The organism is Geodermatophilus sp. DSM 44513 (assembly GCF_032460525.1).
In the GTDB taxonomy this organism is placed as follows: Bacteria; Actinomycetota; Actinomycetes; order Mycobacteriales; family Geodermatophilaceae; genus Geodermatophilus.
On sequence record NZ_CP135963.1, the window covers coordinates 244323 to 257499 of the forward strand.

Genomic DNA, 13177 nt, shown 5'->3' on the forward strand with positions numbered 1-13177 from the left:
AGGCTGGCACAGGTGGGTCCCGGGCCGCGGCTAGGGTGCCCGCGTGGACCTGTTCGACCTGACCGGGAAGGTCGCCCTGGTCACCGGGGGCACCCGCGGCATCGGCCTGATGATGGCCCGCGGCCTGCTGCAGGCCGGGGCCGCGGTGTACGTCAGCTCCCGCAAGCCCGACGCCGGGGAGGCCGCCGTCGCGGAGCTGTCGCCGTACGGCCGGGTCGCGTCGCTCCCCGCGGACGTCTCCTCGGAGGAGGAGTGCCTGCGGCTGGCCGCGGAGCTGGGCGGCCGCGAGGAGCGGCTGCACGTGCTGGTCAACAACGCCGGGGCCACCTGGGGCGCGCCGTTCACCGAGTTCCCCGCCGCGGCCTGGGACAAGGTGCTCGACCTCAACCTCAAGGCGCCGTTCTTCCTCACCCGGGCCTGCCTGCCGCTGCTGGAGGCCGCCGGCACCGACGACGACCCGGCGCGCGTCATCAACGTCGGCAGCATCGACGGGCTGCACGCGCCGTCCCTGCCCACGTTCTCCTACTCGGCCAGCAAGGCCGGCGTACACCACCTGACCCGCGTGCTGGCCAAGGAGCTCGGCCCGCGGCACGTCACCGTCAACGCCGTCGCCCCGGGGCCGTTCGAGTCCAGGATGATGGCCGCCACGCTGGCCGCCCGCGGCGCGGAGATCGCCGCGTCGTCGCCGCTGGGGCGCATCGGCCGACCCGACGACATGGCCGGCGTCGCGGTCTACCTGGCCAGCCGCGCCGGTGCCTACGTCACCGGCGCGGTCATCCCCGTCGACGGCGGCCGCGCCACCACGCTCTGAGTATCGGCCCTTCTCACCCCATGGGACGGGCGTTCCCACGACGTGGGAGTGCGGTGCAGGCTGCCACCGTGGACACCTACACGCACGGGCACGCGGAGCCGGTCCTGCAGTCCCACCGGTGGCGGACGGCGGAGAACTCCGCGGCGTACCTGCTCCCGCACCTGCGACCCGGTCTGGACCTGCTGGACGTCGGGTGCGGGCCCGGCACGATCACCGTCGACCTGGCCGAGCGCGTGGCGCCCGGCTACGTGCGCGCGGTCGACACCTCGCCGGAACCGCTCGGCGAGGCCCGGGCACTGGCCGCCGCGCGGGGCGTGCCGGTCGAGTTCGCCGTCGGTGACGCCTACGCCCTGGACGCGGCGGACGACGCGTTCGACGTGGTCCACGCCCACCAGGTGCTGCAGCACCTCACCGACCCGGTGGCGGCGCTGCGGGAGATGGCCCGCGTGTGCCGGCCCGGCGGGCTGCTCGCCGTCCGGGACGTCGACTACGCGACGGTCACCTGGTTCCCCGCCGACGCCGGCCTGGACCGCTGGCTGGACCTCTACCACCGGGTGGCCCGGCACAACGGCGCCGAACCCGACGCCGGACGACGGCTGCTGGCCTGGGCGCACGCGGCCGGGCTGCGTGCCGTCACCGCCTCCGCCGGCGCCTGGTGCTACGCCTCGCCGGCCGAACGGGACTGGTGGGGGAGGTCCTGGGCCGGCCGGGCGACGGCGTCGGCCTTCGCCGAGCAGGCGCTCGCCGCCGAGCTGGCCACGCCCGTCGAGCTGCAGGAGGTCGCGGCGGCCTGGCGGCGCTGGGCGGCCTCCGACGACGGCTGGCTCGGGATGCTGCACGGTGAGCTGCTCGTCCGCTGCTGACCCGCTGCAGGAGCCGTGGGCGGTCACGCGCGCAGGGGCTGCCGGCGGTGGGCGCCGAGGGCGGTGAGCCCCCGGCGCACGCCGACGGCCACCGCGCCCAGCGCGAGGAAACCGTCCTCGTCCGCCGGCCGGGTGGTGCGCAGCAGGCCGACCAGCCGGTCCAGCGCCGCCTCCGCGTCGGCGATCCGCTCGTCGCGGCGGTCCGGCACCGTCCCGTCGGTGCTGTGGTGCGGGGTGCGCACGACGCCGGCCAGCCCGTCCAGCGCGTCGGCGAGCACCCAGCCGGTACCGGCCTCGACCCGGTCGACCCCGCGCCGGTGCGGCTGGAACTCCACGACCAGCGAGGTGAGGTCGTCGACGAGGACGGCGACCCGGTCCACCGCGCGGGACTCCTCCCGGATGCCGGCGGCCCGGCCCTGCCAGCGGCGGGCGCGCGGGTTGGCCCGGCGGGCCCGCTCGACGGCGGCCTCGGCGGCGCGCACCCGCTCCAGCGCGCCGTCCAGCGCCCGCGACCGGCCGGCCCACTCGTCGGGCTCGGGCACCCGGCCGTCGCGCAGCGTCGCGGCGATCCCCTCGAGGTGCGCGGCGAGCAGCGAGCGGGCGGCGGCGATGGCCTCGACGGCGCGGGTGAGCTGCATCGGCGGGAACAGCACCGTGGTGACCAGCACGCCGATCACCGCGCCGAGCAGGGTCAGGCCGGCGTAGCGCAGCACGTAGGCCCCGGGGTCGTCCAGGCCGACGGTGATCATCAGGACGGCGGCGAAGCTGACCCAGCTCGCCTGCTCGCGCCACAGCCGCCCCTGCTCGACGGCGATGGCCACCGCGACGATCAGCGCGATGGTCAGCGCGTTCGGCACCGCCCGGGTGAGCTCGTAGAGCGCCACGGCGAGCGCGAAGCCGGTGAGGATGGCCAGCACGCTGCGCCACGCGGCGCTCACCGAGTCCGCGATCGTGGGGTGCACCGCGATCACCGCGCCCAGCGGCGCGTAGTAGGCGTACTCGCTGAACCACGGCGGCAGCAGGACGGCGACCTGCCAGGCCACCCCGGCCGCCAGCGCCGCCCGGACCCCGCGCTGCACGGACGGACGGTGCAGCTGCACCCACAGCGCTCCCACGACAGCCAGGATGACCCGAACGCCCGCACGACCCGTCCCCGGCCGGGTGCGGCGCAGGTCACTACGCTGGTCGTCATGGCGCTGGATCCCGGTGTGCTGGCCGAACTGGAGTCGATCGTCGGCCGCGAGCACGTGCGGTCCGGGGCGGGTGAGGTCGCCCCCTACGCCCGCGACGCCACCCCGCTGTTCTCCTCCCCACCCGACGCGGTGGTCTTCCCGGCGCGCACCGCGGAGGTCGCCGCCGTGCTGCGGCTGGCCACCGCCCACCGCGTCCCGGTGGTGCCCCGCGGCGCCGGCTCGAACCTGTGCGCGGCCACCGTGCCGCTGCAGGGCGGCATCCTGCTGGTGCTCACCCGGATGGACCGCGTCCTGGAGATCAGCACCGACGAGCTGCTGGTCCGCGCCGAGCCCGGCGCCACCACCGCCACGGTCGCCGACGCCGCCTCGGCGAAGGGGCTGCTGTTCGCCCCGGACCCCGGCAGCCGCACCGTCTCCACCGTCGGCGGCAACGTGGCCACCTGCGCCGGCGGGCTGCGCGGCCTCAAGTACGGCGTCACCCGCAACTACGTGCTCGGCCTGGAGGTGGTGCTGCCCACCGGCGAGGTGATCCGCACCGGTGGCCGGCTGTGGAAGGACGTCGCCGGCTACGACCTGACCCGGCTGATGACCGGCTCGGAGGGCACGCTGGGGGTCATCACCGAGGTGACCCTGGCGCTGCTGCCGATGCCCGCCACCGCCAGCACCGGGGTGGCCTACTTCTCCTCGCTGGCCGACGCCGGCCGCGCGGTCACCGCGATCCTCGGCCACGGCGTGGTGCCGGCCACCCTGGAGTTCCTGGACCGCACGTGCATCGGCGCGGTGGAGGACTACGCGAAGCTGGGGCTGCGCGCCGACGCCGGCGCGCTGCTGCTGTTCGGGGACGACGGCGAGGCCGACGCCGTCGAGCGCAACCTGACCCGGATGGGCGAGCTGTGCGCCGACGAGGGTGCGCTGGAGGTCACGGTGGCCAAGGAGGTGGCCCAGTCCGAGGCGCTGCTGGCCGCCCGCCGCTGCGCGCTGCCGGCGCTGTCCCGGCTGGACACGCTCACCGTGCTGGAGGACGTCACCGTGCCCCGCCCGCGGCTGGCCGAGATGGTCGACCGGATCGACGACGTCGCCGCCCGGCACGACCTGGTGATCGGCACGTTCGGGCACGCCGGCGACGGCAACCTGCACCCGACCGCGGTGGTCGACGTCCGCGACACCGAGGCCGCCGGGCGCACCCACGCCGCCTTCGCGGAGATCTTCACCGCCGCGATCGACATGGACGGCACCATCACCGGCGAGCACGGCGTCGGCGCGGCCAAGCTGCCCTACCTGCGCCAGCGGCTGGGCGACGACCAGATGGCGCTGACGAGGCGGATCAAGACCGCCTTCGACCCGGCCGGCATCCTCAACCCCGGCAAGGTGGGCTCATGAGCGAGCGTGCGAGCTCATGGATGGACAGAGCAGCGCAGCGCGAACGTGCCGACGAGCGAAGCGAGGAGGTCGCGTGAGCGCCGAGGTGTCGCCGGGCACCGACGCCCTGGCCGCCGCCGGGCAGACCCGCGGCATCTTCCCGGCCGAGCTGCTCGACCGGTGCATCTCCTGCGGCTTCTGCCTGCCGGCCTGTCCCACCTACGCGCTGAGCAAGGACGAGGCGTCCTCCCCGCGCGGCCGGATCACCCTGATGCGCGCCCTGGAGACCGGTGTCCTGGACGACGACGACGCGACGCTGCGCGAGCAGGCGTCCTACTGCCTGGGCTGCCGGGCCTGCGAGCCGGTCTGCCCGGCCGGGGTGCAGTACGGCGAGCTGCTCGAGCACTGGCGCTCCCACCAGTGGCAGGGCCGGCGCCGGCCGCCGCTGGCCCGGGTGCTGACCAACGTCGTCGTCCGCAACTGGCTGGTCCGCCGCCTCGGCCTGTTCTCCCGGCACGCGCGCACGGCGACCGCCGCCCCGCAGGGCCCGCACCTGATGCTCGGCTGCTTCGAGCGGGCGCTGTTCCCCGGGGTGAGCCGGGCCGCGCGGCGGCTGCGCCCGGAGCTGGACGCCCCCGGCGACCAGGGCTGCTGCGGGGCGCTGCACGCGCACAACGGCGACCTGGAGCTGGGCCGGGAGCTGGGCCGCCGGCTCGGCGAGCAGCTGCCCGGCACGATCGTCACCACCGCCGGCGGCTGCGCGGCGCACCTGACCAGCGTGCTCGGCCGCGACCGGGTCAAGGAGTTCTCCGAGTACGTGGCGGCCGACCCGGCCACCGCGGTCGGTGAGCTGCGGGTCGACGGGCGGCGGGCGCGGGTCGCGCTGCAGGACTCCTGCCACCTGCGCAACGGCATGGACGTCTGGCGCGAGCCCCGCGAGCTGATCGCCGCCGTCGCCGACTACGTCGAGCTGCCCGGCGCCGCACAGTGCTGCGGCTCGGCCGGGTCGTACTCGCTGCTGCGTCCGCGGGACAGCCGTGCGGTGCTGGACCCCAAGCTCGACCAGATCGCGGCGGCCGACGTCGACTACGTCGTCGTGGTGAACCCCGGCTGCCAGCGGCAGCTGGTCGGCGGCCTGCGGCGGCGCCGGTCGCGGGTGCGCGTGCTGCACCTGACCGAGCTGCTCACCGCTGCGCAGGACGGCGGGCTGCCCCGCCGCCGGCTGCGGCTGGGCACCCGCCTCGGCCGCCGCGCCGAGGCCCCGACCGACGAGGCGGCCGGGCCGGCCGGGCTGGCCGGGCACCTCAACGACCGGCCGCTGCCCGACGACCCGGGTGCGGCCGCCGCCGGCCGCCCCGACGCCATGGACGGCTCGGCCGGCCCGGACGACACCCACCGCCGCTGAGCCGGAGGCGTCGTGGCCACCGTCGCCGTGACCGGCTCGACCGACGGCATCGGGCTGGCCGCGGCGCGCACCCTGCTCGCCGGCGGCCACCGGGTGCTGGTGCACGCGCGCAGCGAGGAGCGCGGCCGGCCGGTGGTCGACGCGCTCGACGGCGACGTCGTCCTGGTCACCGGGGACCTCGCCGCGCTGGACGAGGTGCGGGCGCTGGCCGACCGGCTGCGCACGCACGCCCCGCTCGACGCGCTGGTCCACAACGCCGGCGTCTGGGTGCGCGGCGCCGTCCCCCGGCGCAGCCGCGACGGCCTGGAGACGACGTTCGCGGTGAACGTGCTCGCCGCCCACCTGCTCACCGCCCTGCTCGCCGAGGCGGTGACCGGCCGGCTGCTGTGGCTGGGCTCGGGCATGGCCCGCTCCGGCCGGCTGGACCCCGCCCGGCTGGGCGCCGAGGAGGACCCCAAGAAGGCGTACGCGCAGTCCAAGGCCGCCGACGTCGCGCTGGCCGCCGGCTGGGGACGGCGGTTGCCGCACCTGGCCTCGGCGGCGGTGGACCCCGGCTGGGTGCCGACGAAGCTGGCCAGTGCCGGCGCGCCCGGGCAGGTGCAGCGCGCCGGCGACGACCTGGCCTGGTGCGCCACCGCGGCCAACCTGCGGGCGGCGCCCTACTGGCGGGCCCGCCGGCCCACCGCGGTGCCCGCGCCGCTGCGGGACCCCGGGCTGCAGGACGCCCTGCTCGCCGGCTGCGACCGCCTCGCCGGCCTCCGGCCCGGCGACCGCCGGTGAGGCCGTGCCGCCGGGGTCAGGGGCGGCCCGCGGCCACCAGCGGGGCCTGGCGCGGGTAGAGGTGCTGCTCGACGCAGTCGGCGAGGAAGGCGGCCAGGTCGGCGCGGTCCAGCGAGGTCGAGCGGGCCGACGTGGAGGCGTGGTGCTCGACGGCGCCGGAGCCCCGGCCTTCGGTGAGCCGGGGCGGGCGGACCAGCGTCCAGTCGCGGTCGCTGGCGGCCCACACCTCGTGCTCGGCCCGCTTGTCGGCGACCGCTGCCCCGCCCAGCCGCTGGATGAGGAAGGAGATCACCCGCCCGCTCGGGGACTTGCGGTCGCCCGGCACGTCGATGCCCGCGCCGCTGACGCCGACGAAGCGCTCGACGCCGGCCCGCTGCATCACCGGCACCAGCACCGCGGCGGTCTCCCGGTGCAGCGTCGTGTCCTTCCCACTGGGGCCCAGCGCGGAGACGACGGCGTCCGCGCCGGTGACGAGCTCGGTCAGGGCCGCGGCGTCCCGGCTGGAGCCGGTGACCACCCGGACCGACGCGGCGAGGTCGCCCAGCTTCTCGGGGTCGCGCACCAGCACGGACACGTCGTGCCCGCGGCGCAGCAGCTCGGCGACCAGTGGCCGGCCGGTGCGGCCGGTGGCACCCAGGACGGCGACTCTCACGGTGTTCCTCCTCGGGACGGGTCCGGTTCGCGGCGCCACGCCGCCTGCTCGCGGACGGCGGTCTCCCGGACCGTCGCCGGTGCCCGCCCGGTGACGGACCGGACGTCGTCGGTGACGCCGGCGGCGAGGCCCAGCCGGGCCGTCGTGTAGATGCCGGCGGTCAGCAGCGCCATCCGGGCAGGCAGCCCCAGCGTCCGGCGGGCGTGCCGCAGCCAGCCGACCACCCCGGGGTCGCGGTAGGTGATCGGCCGGCCCAGGACGTCGCCGAGCACGTCGGCGACCTCGGCGTAGGTGAGCGCCTCGGGGCCGGTCACCGTCCACGCCCGGCCGCGGTGCGCCACGGGGTCCAGCAGCGCGGCGGCCGCGACGGCGGCGACGTCCCGGGCGTCGACGAAGGCGGTGCGCCCGGACCCGGCGGGCAGGACGATGCTGTCCCGGTCGCGGATGTCGGGGGTGTGCACGGTCACCAGGTTCTGCGTGAAGAAGGACGGCCGGACGAAGGTCCAGCCGAGCCCGGAGCCGCGCAGCCAGCGCTCCACGGTGGCGTGCGGCACCACGCGCAGCCGCTCGACGCCCTGCACGGACAGGAACACCACGGAGCGGACCCCGGCGTCCCGTGCCGCGGCCACGGCCGGGAGCAGGCCGCGGCGCACGTCGCCCATGTCCGGCGGGCGGACGAGGAACAGCGTGTCGACGCCGGCGAAGGCCGCCGGCCAGGTGCCGGGGTCGGTGAGGTCGAAGGCGACCGCGCCCTCGGGCAGGTACCGGTGTCCCGGGCGGACCGCACGACGGACCTCGGCGCCGGCGGCGTCGAGACTCTCGGCGACCCGCCGGCCGATGGTGCCGGTGGACCCGGTGACGAGGACGGTCACGTGTGTACGGTACATGGACAAGGAGGCGGCGGTGAGCCAGGACGACCTCGCCCGCGTGGACCGGGCGCTGCTGCGGCTGCGCCGGATGTGCGACGCGCCGGCCGGCATCCCCCACGAGGGCGCGCTCGTCGAGGGCTCCACGCTGCTGGTCTGCCTGGCCGTCGAGGAGGCCCTGGACGAGGGCGTCCCCGAGGTGGGGGTCGTCGAGGTCGCCGCGGCACTCGGCGTCACCCACTCCACCGCCAGCCGGCTGGTCGGCCGGGCCGCCGGGGTGGGCATGGTCGAGCGGGCCACCTCCCCCACCGACCCGCGCCGCGCGGCGCTCACCCCCACCCCGGCCGGGCGCCGGCTGGTGGCCGCGTCGCGGGCCTTCCGCACCGGCCGGCTTGCCGTGCTGCTGGCCGGCTGGCCGGAGGACGACGTCGCCGCCCTGGCCGACCTGATGACCCGCTTCGCCGCGGCGGCCACCGCACCGCCGCCCTGATCCGGGCAGCGGCGCGGTGGCGGGCAGGAGGGTCCTCCCTCAGCCGTCCTGGCGGGCGGCGTTGGCCTGCACGGCGGTGCTCACGTACCGGGCCAGGCCCGGCGCGATCGCCTCGTAGGTGGCGGTGAACCGCTCGTCCTCGACGTACAGCCGGCCCAGGCCGGCGTGCACCTCCGGCGGGCAGTCGTAGAACCAGCGGGCGATGTTGCTGCCGGTGCTCCTCGGCCAAGTCCATCGCCGGCTCCGCGTCTGCCGGGACGCCGGCCCGCATCGCCTCGGCCAGCCGCGCGTGGACGTCGTCCATCTCGCCCTTGATGCGGACCCAGTCCTCCTTGCCGTACGCGCGGGTCCGCCGCCGGGACTGCGCCCACGCCTCGGTGTCGCCCCAGCGCTCCTCGGCCTCGGCCTCGTAGCGCGCCGGGTCGTGCTCGCCGAAGACCTCGAACCGCTCCTCCGGGGTCAGTGCGATCCCCATCTGTCTCGCCTCCATCTCCTTCTCGACGGCCTCGACCACCGCCCGCGTCCGCTCGATCCGGTCGAGCAGCAGCCGGTGCTGGCGGCGCAGGTGCTCGGCCGGGTCGGCGTCCGGGTCGTCGAGCAGGGTCGCGACCTCCTCGAGGGGGAACCCGAGCTCGCGGTAGACCAGCACGCGGTGCAGCCGGTCCAGGTCCCCCGGCGCGTACCGGCGGTAGCCCGCCGCCGTCCGGCCGGACGGCGACAGCAGTCCGATCCGGTCGTAGTGGTGCAGCGTCCGGACCGTCACGCCGGCCAGCGCTGCGACCTCGCCCACGTTCACGGGTCCCTCCCTCCTGACACCGGGAGTGCACAGCCTGACGCTGCGTCAGGGTCAAGCGACGGATCCCCCGGCGTCCACCCGATCGGGTGATCCTCGTCCCTGACCAGCGGTGACGGAGGGGGCACGGGCCGTGGCACGGGTCGCCGCACGCGCAACCGTGTGGCACCGTCGGTCTCCGGTGCGGAGACGGCTCCGTGCAGGAAGTGTCCGTGAGGACGCCCCCGCCACAGGGCCCGACGGTGTCGTCCCGGCCGACCTGTGACCTCCGGCCGCAGCGGACGCACGACGAGCGACGAGGGCCCCGCCGTCAGAGGTGGGGCACGAGAGGGGTGCGACCGGCGTGTGGGACTACGTGCTCGAGCGGCGTGAGCTGATCGCCTTCCAGGCGTTCCAGCACGTGAGCCTCGTGGTGCAGTGCGTGCTGCTCGGGACGGCGCTCGCGCTCGCGCTGGCGGTGCTGGTCTACCGCAGCCCGGCCGCCACGGCGCTGGCCAACGGCGTGTCGGCGGTGGGTCTCACCATCCCGGCGTTCGCGCTGCTGGGCATCCTGCTGGCCCCCTTCGGGTTCGGCATCACCCCGGCGGTCATCGCCGTCACCTTCTACGCTGCCCTGCCCGTGCTGCGCAACGCCGTCGTCGGCCTGGCCGGGGTGGACCGCTCGCTGGTCGAGTCCGCCCGTGGCATCGGCATGAGCCGGGCGGCGGTGCTGTTCCGCGTGGAGCTGCCGCTGGCCTGGCCGGTCGTCCTCGCCGGCATCCGCATCTCCACCCAGATGGTCATGGGCATCGCGGCCATCGCCGCGTACGTGCTCGGGCCGGGGCTGGGCGGCCTGATCTTCTCCGGCCTGTCCCGCCTGGGCGGCGCCAACGCCCTCAACTCCGCGCTGGTCGGGACGATCGCGATCGTCCTGCTGGCCCTCGTCCTCGACCTGCTGCTCGTGCTGGCCGGTCGCCTCACCACCCCCAGGGGGATCCGTGTCTGAGACCTCCACCCCCGAGACGCCGGCGCCCGACGCCGCCGTCCCGCAGCGCCGGGTCAGCGGCGTCGCCATCCGCCTCGACGGCGTGACCAAGCGCTACCCCGGGCAGGACCGCCCGGCCGTGGACGACGGAGCATGGTGATCCCGGCGGGGGAGACGGTCATGTTCGTCGGCCCCTCCGGCTGCGGGAAGACCACCCTGCTCAAGATGCTCAACCGGCTGATCGAGCCCAGCGGCGGGCGCATCCACCTGGACGGCGAGGACGTCACCGACCAGGACGCCGACCAGCTGCGCCGCCGGATCGGCTACGTCATCCAGGCCGGCGGGCTGTTCCCGCACATGACCGTGGCCACCAACATCGGCCTGGTCCCGCGGATGCTCGGCTGGGACAAGCCGCGCACCGCCGCGCGGGTGGAGGAGCTGCTGGACCTGGTCGGCCTGGACCCGGCCGTCTACCGCGACCGCTACCCCCGCGAGCTGTCCGGCGGGCAGCAGCAGCGGGTGGGCGTGGCCCGGGCGCTGGCCGCCGACCCCCCGGTGCTGCTGATGGACGAGCCGTTCGGCGCCGTCGACCCGGTCACCCGGCTGCGGCTGCAGGACGAGCTGCTGCGCATCCAGGAGGAGCTGGGCAAGACGATCGTGTTCGTCACCCACGACTTCGACGAGGCGGTGAAGCTCGGCGACCGGATCGTCGTGTTCGACGTCGGCGCCCGGGTGGTGCAGTACGACACCCCCGACGCGATCCTGGCCAGCCCCGCCGAGGAGTACGTGGCCGACTTCGTCGGCGCCGGCGCCACGCTCAAGCAGCTCACGCTGACCCGGGTGGGCGACGTCGAGCTGGAGCAGGTCACCACGGCGGCCGTCGGCACCGACGCGGGCGCGGCCGTGGCGGCGGCACGCGCGGCGGGGCAGGACTTCGTCGTCGTCCTGGACGAGCGGGGGCGGCCGATCAGCTGGCCCACGCTGGCCGAGCTGAGCCGGGCGACGACCGTGCCGGCCACCGTGGACCCGCGGCTGCCCGTCGTGGGGGTGCGCTCCACGCTCAACGACGCGCTGGACACCATGCTGGCCGCCAGCCAGGGCGGGGTGGTCGTCACCGGCCGCCGGGAGGCGCTGGCCGGCGTGCTCAAGGTGGAGGCCGTGATGGCCGCGATCCGCCGTTCCCGGGCGGAGGTGGCCGGGTGACCCTGTCCACCGAGAGCCCGCAGCGCGGCGCGCCGGAGTCGGCGACCCGGCGCGCCGACACGGCGTCGGACGGTGCCGACCGCGCGGGCTGGCGGGCGCTGGCCACCCAGCCGCTGCTGGTCCTCGCGGGGCTGCTCGCCTTCGTGGTGTGGCGGGTCAACGCCACCCTGACCGAGACCGAGGCCCGGCAGCTGGGCTGGGCGGCGCTGTGGCGCAGCACCCAGGAGCACCTGTTGCTCACCGTGACCGCCGCGGCGATCGTGCTGGTGATCGCCGTGCCGCTGGGCATCGCGCTCACCCGTCCCCCGCTGCGCCGGCTGAGCCCGCTGGTCATCGGCGTGGCCAACACCGGGCAGGCCGCCCCCGCGATCGGCCTGTTCGTGCTGCTGGCCACCTGGCTGGGCTTCGGCTTCGGGACGACGGTGGTCGCGCTGGTCCTCTACGCGGCGCTGCCCGTGCTGCGCAACACGATGGTCGGCCTGCAGGGCGTCGACGCCCGGTTGGTGGAGGCCGGGCGGGGGATGGGCATGAGCGCCGCCGCCGTCCTGTTCCGGGTGGAGCTGCCGCTGGCCGTGCCGGTGGTGCTGTCCGGGGTGCGCACCGCCCTGGTGCTCCTGGTGGGCACCGCGACCCTGGCCACCTTCATCAACGGCGGCGGGCTGGGCGTGCTCATCAACACCGGCATCACGCTGTCGCTGGACTCGCTGCTGGTCAGCGGGGCGGTGCTGGTGGCGCTGCTGGCGCTGGCCGTCGACTGGTTGGGCCGCGTCGTCGAGCACGTCGCCCGTCCGAAGGGACTGTGACGTGCGCGCACGCCTGCCCGCCGTGGCCCTGGGGGTCACGCTCGTCCTCTCCGGCTGCGGCCTGGAGAGCGCCAACACCTCCGCCCCGCAGGCGGCACCGGCCGGCATCCAGCCGGTGACCGGCGCGGACGGCGCCGAGGTGGTGGTGGGCACCAAGAACTTCACCGAGGCCCTGCTGCTGGGCAAGGTCGCGGTGATCGCCCTGCAGGCCGCCGGCTTCGACGTCACCGACCGCAGCGGCATCCCCGGTGCCGCCCCGGCGCGGGCGGCGATGCTCGACGGCGAGGTCGAGGTGCAGTGGGAGTACACCGGCACCGGGTGGCTGAACTACCTGGCGATGCCGCAGGGCATCCCCGACCGGCAGGAGCAGTACGAGGCGGTCCGCGACGCCGACCTGGCCAACGGGCTGACCTGGCTGCCCCCCGCGCCGGCGAACAACACCTACGCCTTCGCCGTCCGCAGCGAGGCGGTGGGCGAGCTGGGCGGCATCGACGCCCTGTCCGACATCGCCGCCCTGCCGGTGGAGGAGCGCACCTTCTGCGTCGAGTCGGAGTTCGCCACCCGCAGCGACGGGTTCGAGCCGATGCTCGAGGCCTACGGCATCCCGCTCGGCGACCCGCAGGGCGTGCCCCGGGAGAACGTCAGCATCCTGGACACCGGTGCGGTCTACACCGCCACCGACAACGGGTTGTGCAACTTCGGCGAGGTGTTCACCACCGACGGTCGGATCCCGGCGCTGGACCTCACCGTGCTGGCCGACGACCGGGCCTTCTTCCCCGCCTACAACGTCGCCCCGGTGGTGCTGACCGAGACCCTCGAGCAGCACCCGGGGATCGCCGACGTGTTCGCCGAGATCACGCCGCTGCTCACCGACGACGTGCTGCAGCGGCTCAACGCCCGCATCGACGTCGACGGCGAGGACCCGGCCGACGTCGCGCTGGACTGGCTGGTCAACGAGGGCCTGGTCGCCCCCGCCTGACGACCTCGGGCACGCT

At 76.0% G+C, this 13177-nt stretch carries 15 protein-coding genes and 1 pseudogene; 11 read left to right on the forward strand and 5 right to left on the reverse strand.

Annotation, left to right across the window (positions count from 1 at the left end):
- Nucleotides 1-43: 43 nt before the first annotated feature.
- Nucleotides 44-811, forward strand: a complete 768-nt coding sequence (locus RTG05_RS01135) for an SDR family oxidoreductase (protein WP_166527095.1) — start codon at nucleotides 44-46, stop codon at nucleotides 809-811.
- A gap of 68 nt (nucleotides 812-879) precedes the next feature.
- Nucleotides 880-1674, forward strand: coding sequence for a methyltransferase domain-containing protein (locus tag RTG05_RS01140; RefSeq protein ID WP_315912205.1), 795 nt, complete (start codon nucleotides 880-882; stop codon nucleotides 1672-1674).
- 23 nt (nucleotides 1675-1697) lie between these two features.
- Here RTG05_RS01140 and RTG05_RS01145 read toward each other — a convergent pair whose 3' ends face one another.
- The gene (locus tag RTG05_RS01145; protein ID WP_166527097.1) at nucleotides 1698-2753 is read right to left on the reverse strand and encodes an FUSC family protein; all 1056 of its coding nucleotides are present in this window, start codon (nucleotides 2751-2753) and stop codon (nucleotides 1698-1700) included.
- A gap of 111 nt (nucleotides 2754-2864) precedes the next feature.
- Between RTG05_RS01145 and RTG05_RS01150 the strand changes: the two genes are divergently transcribed.
- The 3 genes from RTG05_RS01150 (at nucleotide 2865) to RTG05_RS01160 (ending at nucleotide 6411) form a co-directional block, all read left to right on the forward strand.
- Nucleotides 2865-4247 (forward strand): FAD-binding oxidoreductase, encoded by a 1383-nt coding sequence (locus RTG05_RS01150; protein ID WP_166527098.1) that lies wholly within the window; start codon nucleotides 2865-2867, stop codon nucleotides 4245-4247.
- 73 nt (nucleotides 4248-4320) lie between these two features.
- Nucleotides 4321-5631, forward strand: coding sequence for a (Fe-S)-binding protein (locus RTG05_RS01155; protein WP_208104738.1), 1311 nt, complete (start codon nucleotides 4321-4323; stop codon nucleotides 5629-5631).
- Nucleotides 5632-5643: 12 nt separating this feature from the next.
- Complete coding sequence (locus RTG05_RS01160) at nucleotides 5644-6411, forward strand: SDR family NAD(P)-dependent oxidoreductase (RefSeq protein ID WP_166527100.1); 768 nt, start codon at nucleotides 5644-5646, stop codon at nucleotides 6409-6411.
- A gap of 16 nt (nucleotides 6412-6427) precedes the next feature.
- Here the strand turns inward: RTG05_RS01160 and RTG05_RS01165 are convergent, their stop codons facing one another.
- Together RTG05_RS01165 and RTG05_RS01170 are read right to left on the reverse strand one after the other, a co-directional pair.
- The gene (locus tag RTG05_RS01165; RefSeq protein ID WP_166527101.1) at nucleotides 6428-7063 is read right to left on the reverse strand and encodes an NAD(P)-dependent oxidoreductase; all 636 of its coding nucleotides are present in this window, start codon (nucleotides 7061-7063) and stop codon (nucleotides 6428-6430) included.
- Entirely contained in the window at nucleotides 7060-7935 is an 876-nt protein-coding gene (locus RTG05_RS01170) for an NmrA family NAD(P)-binding protein (protein ID WP_166527102.1), read from the reverse strand. Before RTG05_RS01170 ends, RTG05_RS01165 begins: the two co-directional genes overlap by 4 nt.
- Nucleotides 7936-7966: 31 nt before the next feature.
- Between RTG05_RS01170 and RTG05_RS01175 the strand changes: the two genes are divergently transcribed.
- Nucleotides 7967-8419 carry a MarR family winged helix-turn-helix transcriptional regulator gene (locus RTG05_RS01175; protein ID WP_166527103.1) on the forward strand — a complete coding sequence of 151 codons (453 nt, stop codon included), beginning with the start codon at nucleotides 7967-7969 and terminating at the stop codon, nucleotides 8417-8419.
- Between the two features lie 39 nt (nucleotides 8420-8458).
- On the opposite strand, the gene RTG05_RS01180 is transcribed toward RTG05_RS01175, so the two are convergent.
- Both RTG05_RS01180 and RTG05_RS01185 read right to left on the reverse strand, forming a co-directional pair.
- Nucleotides 8459-8590 (reverse strand): TipAS antibiotic-recognition domain-containing protein, encoded by a 132-nt coding sequence (locus tag RTG05_RS01180; RefSeq protein ID WP_315912208.1) that lies wholly within the window; start codon nucleotides 8588-8590, stop codon nucleotides 8459-8461.
- A 97-nt stretch (nucleotides 8591-8687) separates the two neighbouring features.
- Nucleotides 8688-9215, reverse strand: a pseudogene (locus tag RTG05_RS01185) (MerR family transcriptional regulator); the annotation flags it as partial.
- 340 nt (nucleotides 9216-9555) lie between these two features.
- On the opposite strand from RTG05_RS01185, the gene RTG05_RS01190 reads away from it, so the two are divergent.
- The 5 genes from RTG05_RS01190 to RTG05_RS01210 are packed head-to-tail and all read left to right on the forward strand — an operon-like array spanning nucleotide 9556 to nucleotide 13161.
- Nucleotides 9556-10197: an ABC transporter permease gene (locus RTG05_RS01190; RefSeq protein WP_166527104.1), complete on the forward strand. Its 642-nt coding sequence runs from the start codon at nucleotides 9556-9558 to the stop codon at nucleotides 10195-10197.
- Nucleotides 10190-10336: a hypothetical protein gene (locus RTG05_RS01195; RefSeq protein WP_208104739.1), complete on the forward strand. Its 147-nt coding sequence runs from the start codon at nucleotides 10190-10192 to the stop codon at nucleotides 10334-10336. The genes RTG05_RS01190 and RTG05_RS01195 overlap by 8 nt, the downstream gene beginning before the upstream one ends.
- A complete protein-coding gene (locus RTG05_RS01200; RefSeq protein WP_208104740.1) occupies nucleotides 10330-11379 on the forward strand; it encodes an ABC transporter ATP-binding protein in 1050 nt (349 codons plus the stop codon). The genes RTG05_RS01195 and RTG05_RS01200 overlap by 7 nt, the downstream gene beginning before the upstream one ends.
- Nucleotides 11376-12182, forward strand: coding sequence for an ABC transporter permease (locus tag RTG05_RS01205; protein ID WP_208104741.1), 807 nt, complete (start codon nucleotides 11376-11378; stop codon nucleotides 12180-12182). Before RTG05_RS01200 ends, RTG05_RS01205 begins: the two co-directional genes overlap by 4 nt.
- Before the next feature lies 1 nt (nucleotide 12183).
- Nucleotides 12184-13161: a glycine betaine ABC transporter substrate-binding protein gene (locus RTG05_RS01210; protein WP_166527105.1), complete on the forward strand. Its 978-nt coding sequence runs from the start codon at nucleotides 12184-12186 to the stop codon at nucleotides 13159-13161.
- The last annotated feature ends 16 nt before the right edge of the window (nucleotides 13162-13177 follow it).

Coding starts and splice junctions, on each gene's coding strand:
- RTG05_RS01150 (WP_166527098.1), top strand. CDS start 2,865: ATGGCGCTGGATCCCGGTGTGCTGGCCGAACTGGAGTCGATCGTCGGC.
- RTG05_RS01200 (WP_208104740.1), top strand. CDS start 10,330: ATGGTGATCCCGGCGGGGGAGACGGTCATGTTCGTCGGCCCCTCCGGC.